Here is a 5,573-nt window from a genome sequence, read left to right on the forward strand (position 1 = left end):
GTTTCAGGTCAGGCTGGAGGTGCTTCGATCGAAAGATCGGCAGCGGTGAAAAAGGTGGTTGACAGCAGGTTGTAACGCTGTAGAATTCGCCTCCCGCTACGAGAGATCGAAGCGAGTCAAGTGTTTGAAGTGAAACGAAAAACTTCAAAATAAACGCTTGACAGACTCTGAGGAAAGCGTAGAATGCGCGCCTCGGTTGAGACGAAAAGTTCTTGACCAACCGCTCTTTAACAATTGAATCAAGCAATTCGTGTGGGTGCTTGTGAGCTCAGACTGATAGTCAGAAAGATTATCAGCATCACAAGTGACTACACGAAAATCGAAAGATTTGAAAGTAAGTCATTTGAGAATGCTGAGCCAAGTTTAGGGTTTTCTCAAAACCCAAGCAGTATTGAACTGAAGAGTTTGATCATGGCTCAGATTGAACGCTGGCGGCAGGCCTAACACATGCAAGTCGAGCGGATGAGAAGAGCTTGCTCTTCGATTCAGCGGCGGACGGGTGAGTAATACCTAGGAATCTGCCTGGTAGTGGGGGACAACGTTTCGAAAGGAACGCTAATACCGCATACGTCCTACGGGAGAAAGCAGGGGACCTTCGGGCCTTGCGCTATCAGATGAGCCTAGGTCGGATTAGCTAGTTGGTGAGGTAATGGCTCACCAAGGCTACGATCCGTAACTGGTCTGAGAGGATGATCAGTCACACTGGAACTGAGACACGGTCCAGACTCCTACGGGAGGCAGCAGTGGGGAATATTGGACAATGGGCGAAAGCCTGATCCAGCCATGCCGCGTGTGTGAAGAAGGTCTTCGGATTGTAAAGCACTTTAAGTTGGGAGGAAGGGCAGTAAGCGAATACCTTGCTGTTTTGACGTTACCGACAGAATAAGCACCGGCTAACTCTGTGCCAGCAGCCGCGGTAATACAGAGGGTGCAAGCGTTAATCGGAATTACTGGGCGTAAAGCGCGCGTAGGTGGTTCGTTAAGTTGGATGTGAAATCCCCGGGCTCAACCTGGGAACTGCATCCAAAACTGGCGAGCTAGAGTAGGGCAGAGGGTGGTGGAATTTCCTGTGTAGCGGTGAAATGCGTAGATATAGGAAGGAACACCAGTGGCGAAGGCGACCACCTGGGCTCATACTGACACTGAGGTGCGAAAGCGTGGGGAGCAAACAGGATTAGATACCCTGGTAGTCCACGCCGTAAACGATGTCAACTAGCCGTTGGAATCCTTGAGATTTTAGTGGCGCAGCTAACGCATTAAGTTGACCGCCTGGGGAGTACGGCCGCAAGGTTAAAACTCAAATGAATTGACGGGGGCCCGCACAAGCGGTGGAGCATGTGGTTTAATTCGAAGCAACGCGAAGAACCTTACCAGGCCTTGACATCCAATGAACTTTCCAGAGATGGATTGGTGCCTTCGGGAACATTGAGACAGGTGCTGCATGGCTGTCGTCAGCTCGTGTCGTGAGATGTTGGGTTAAGTCCCGTAACGAGCGCAACCCTTGTCCTTAGTTACCAGCACGTTATGGTGGGCACTCTAAGGAGACTGCCGGTGACAAACCGGAGGAAGGTGGGGATGACGTCAAGTCATCATGGCCCTTACGGCCTGGGCTACACACGTGCTACAATGGTCGGTACAGAGGGTCGCCAAGCCGCGAGGTGGAGCTAATCTCACAAAACCGATCGTAGTCCGGATCGCAGTCTGCAACTCGACTGCGTGAAGTCGGAATCGCTAGTAATCGCGAATCAGAATGTCGCGGTGAATACGTTCCCGGGCCTTGTACACACCGCCCGTCACACCATGGGAGTGGGTTGCACCAGAAGTAGCTAGTCTAACCTTCGGGAGGACGGTTACCACGGTGTGATTCATGACTGGGGTGAAGTCGTAACAAGGTAGCCGTAGGGGAACCTGCGGCTGGATCACCTCCTTAATCGACGACATCAGCTGTCTCATAAGCTCCCACACGAATTGCTTGATTCATTGAAGAAGACGATTAGGTTAGCAACCTTCGATTGGGTCTGTAGCTCAGTTGGTTAGAGCGCACCCCTGATAAGGGTGAGGTCGGCAGTTCGAATCTGCCCAGACCCACCAATTTGCTGGGGCCATAGCTCAGCTGGGAGAGCGCCTGCCTTGCACGCAGGAGGTCAGCGGTTCGATCCCGCTTGGCTCCACCACCCCGCTTGCTAGTTTGTCAAAGCTTAGAAATGAATATTCGCGTCGAATATTGATTTCTGAACTTTATCAGAATCGTTCTTTAAAAATTTGGGTATGTGATAGAAAGATAGACTGGACAGCACTTTCACTGGTGTGTGTTCAGGCTAAGGTAAAATTTGTGAGTAATTACAAGTTTTCGGCGAATGTTGTCTTCACAGTATAACCAGATTGCTTGGGGTTATATGGTCAAGTGAAGAAGCGCATACGGTGGATGCCTTGGCAGTCAGAGGCGATGAAAGACGTGGTAGCCTGCGATAAGCTTCGGGGAGTCGGCAAACAGACTTTGATCCGGAGATCTCTGAATGGGGGAACCCACCTGGCATAAGTCAGGTATCTTGTACTGAATACATAGGTGCAAGAGGCGAACCAGGGGAACTGAAACATCTAAGTACCCTGAGGAAAAGAAATCAACCGAGATTCCCTTAGTAGTGGCGAGCGAACGGGGACTAGCCCTTAAGTGGCTTTGAGATTAGCGGAACGCTCTGGAAAGTGCGGCCATAGTGGGTGATAGCCCTGTACGCGAAAATCTCTTAGTCATGAAATCGAGTAGGACGGAGCACGAGAAACTTTGTCTGAATATGGGGGGACCATCCTCCAAGGCTAAATACTACTGACTGACCGATAGTGAACCAGTACCGTGAGGGAAAGGCGAAAAGAACCCCGGAGAGGGGAGTGAAATAGATCCTGAAACCGTATGCGTACAAGCAGTGGGAGCCTACTTGTTAGGTGACTGCGTACCTTTTGTATAATGGGTCAGCGACTTATATTCAGTGGCGAGCTTAACCGAATAGGGGAGGCGTAGCGAAAGCGAGTCTTAATAGGGCGTTTAGTCGCTGGGTATAGACCCGAAACCGGGCGATCTATCCATGGGCAGGTTGAAGGTTAGGTAACACTGACTGGAGGACCGAACCGACTACCGTTGAAAAGTTAGCGGATGACCTGTGGATCGGAGTGAAAGGCTAATCAAGCTCGGAGATAGCTGGTTCTCCTCGAAAGCTATTTAGGTAGCGCCTCATGTATCACTGTAGGGGGTAGAGCACTGTTTCGGCTAGGGGGTCATCCCGACTTACCAAACCGATGCAAACTCCGAATACCTACAAGTGCCGAGCATGGGAGACACACGGCGGGTGCTAACGTCCGTCGTGAAAAGGGAAACAACCCAGACCGTCAGCTAAGGTCCCAAAGTTATGGTTAAGTGGGAAACGATGTGGGAAGGCTTAGACAGCTAGGAGGTTGGCTTAGAAGCAGCCACCCTTTAAAGAAAGCGTAATAGCTCACTAGTCGAGTCGGCCTGCGCGGAAGATGTAACGGGGCTCAAACCATACACCGAAGCTACGGGTATCACTTAGGTGATGCGGTAGAGGAGCGTTCTGTAAGCCTGTGAAGGTGAGTTGAGAAGCTTGCTGGAGGTATCAGAAGTGCGAATGCTGACATGAGTAACGACAATGGGAGTGAAAAACTCCCACGCCGAAAGACCAAGGTTTCCTGCGCAACGTTAATCGACGCAGGGTTAGTCGGTCCCTAAGGCGAGGCTGAAAAGCGTAGTCGATGGAAAACAGGTTAATATTCCTGTACTTCTGGTTATTGCGATGGAGGGACGGAGAAGGCTAGGCCAGCTTGGCGTTGGTTGTCCAAGTTTAAGGTGGTAGGCTGAGATCTTAGGTAAATCCGGGATCTTAAGGCCGAGAGCTGATGACGAGTTGCCATTAGGCGACGAAGTGGTTGATGCCATGCTTCCAAGAAAAGCTTCTAAGCTTCAGGTAACCAGGAACCGTACCCCAAACCGACACAGGTGGTTGGGTAGAGAATACCAAGGCGCTTGAGAGAACTCGGGTGAAGGAACTAGGCAAAATGGCACCGTAACTTCGGGAGAAGGTGCGCCGGTGAGGGTGAAGGACTTGCTCCGTAAGCTCATGCCGGTCGAAGATACCAGGCCGCTGCGACTGTTTATTAAAAACACAGCACTCTGCAAACACGAAAGTGGACGTATAGGGTGTGACGCCTGCCCGGTGCCGGAAGGTTAATTGATGGGGTTAGCTAACGCGAAGCTCTTGATCGAAGCCCCGGTAAACGGCGGCCGTAACTATAACGGTCCTAAGGTAGCGAAATTCCTTGTCGGGTAAGTTCCGACCTGCACGAATGGCGTAACGATGGCGGCGCTGTCTCCACCCGAGACTCAGTGAAATTGAAATCGCTGTGAAGATGCAGTGTATCCGCGGCTAGACGGAAAGACCCCGTGAACCTTTACTATAGCTTTGCACTGGACTTTGAATTTGCTTGTGTAGGATAGGTGGGAGGCTTTGAAGCGTGGACGCCAGTCTGCGTGGAGCCATCCTTGAAATACCACCCTGGCAACTTTGAGGTTCTAACTCAGGTCCGTTATCCGGATCGAGGACAGTGTATGGTGGGTAGTTTGACTGGGGCGGTCTCCTCCTAAAGAGTAACGGAGGAGTACGAAGGTGCGCTCAGACCGGTCGGAAATCGGTCGTAGAGTATAAAGGCAAAAGCGCGCTTGACTGCGAGACAGACACGTCGAGCAGGTACGAAAGTAGGTCTTAGTGATCCGGTGGTTCTGTATGGAAGGGCCATCGCTCAACGGATAAAAGGTACTCCGGGGATAACAGGCTGATACCGCCCAAGAGTTCATATCGACGGCGGTGTTTGGCACCTCGATGTCGGCTCATCACATCCTGGGGCTGAAGCCGGTCCCAAGGGTATGGCTGTTCGCCATTTAAAGTGGTACGCGAGCTGGGTTTAGAACGTCGTGAGACAGTTCGGTCCCTATCTGCCGTGGACGTTTGAGATTTGAGAGGGGCTGCTCCTAGTACGAGAGGACCGGAGTGGACGAACCTCTGGTGTTCCGGTTGTCACGCCAGTGGCATTGCCGGGTAGCTATGTTCGGAAGAGATAACCGCTGAAAGCATCTAAGCGGGAAACTTGCCTCAAGATGAGATCTCACTGGAGCCTTGAGCTCCCTGAAGGGCCGTCGAAGACTACGACGTTGATAGGTTGGGTGTGTAAGCGCTGTGAGGCGTTGAGCTAACCAATACTAATTGCCCGTGAGGCTTGACCATATAACACCCAAGCAATTTGCGTCGAACGACCAGATTGCGGTGTTGTGAAGACACAGTAAGCCGAAGATTTGTAACTCACAAACATCACATACCCGATTCGCTGGAGTGTCTGAACAAGACCTTCTGGCAACAGAATTTCTTGACGACCATAGAGCATTGGAACCACCTGATCCCATCCCGAACTCAGTAGTGAAACGATGCATCGCCGATGGTAGTGTGGGGTTTCCCCATGTGAGAGTAGGTCATCGTCAAGATTAAATTCCGAAACCCCTATCTGCATCTGCA

At 51.4% G+C, this 5,573-nt stretch carries 2 tRNA genes and 3 rRNA genes; all 5 read left to right on the top strand.

The features are described 5' to 3' along the window. Window positions 1-393 precede the first annotated feature (393 nt). Window positions 394-1,930, top strand: a 16S ribosomal RNA gene (locus DN388_RS25260). An 84-nt stretch (window positions 1,931-2,014) separates the two neighbouring features. After that, window positions 2,015-2,091, top strand: a tRNA-Ile gene (locus DN388_RS25265). A gap of 7 nt (window positions 2,092-2,098) precedes the next feature. Beyond that, a tRNA-Ala gene (locus tag DN388_RS25270) sits at window positions 2,099-2,174 on the top strand. Window positions 2,175-2,398: 224 nt separating this feature from the next. Then, a 23S ribosomal RNA gene (locus DN388_RS25275) occupies window positions 2,399-5,288 on the top strand. A gap of 138 nt (window positions 5,289-5,426) precedes the next feature. After that, a 5S ribosomal RNA gene (rrf, locus tag DN388_RS25280) occupies window positions 5,427-5,542 on the top strand. Together the 16S, 23S and 5S rRNA genes with 2 tRNA genes alongside form the textbook arrangement of a ribosomal RNA operon. The last annotated feature ends 31 nt before the right edge of the window (window positions 5,543-5,573 follow it).

The organism is Pseudomonas sp. S12(2018), from assembly GCF_024355235.1.
GTDB classification, from domain to species: domain Bacteria; phylum Pseudomonadota; class Gammaproteobacteria; order Pseudomonadales; family Pseudomonadaceae; genus Aquipseudomonas; species Aquipseudomonas palmensis.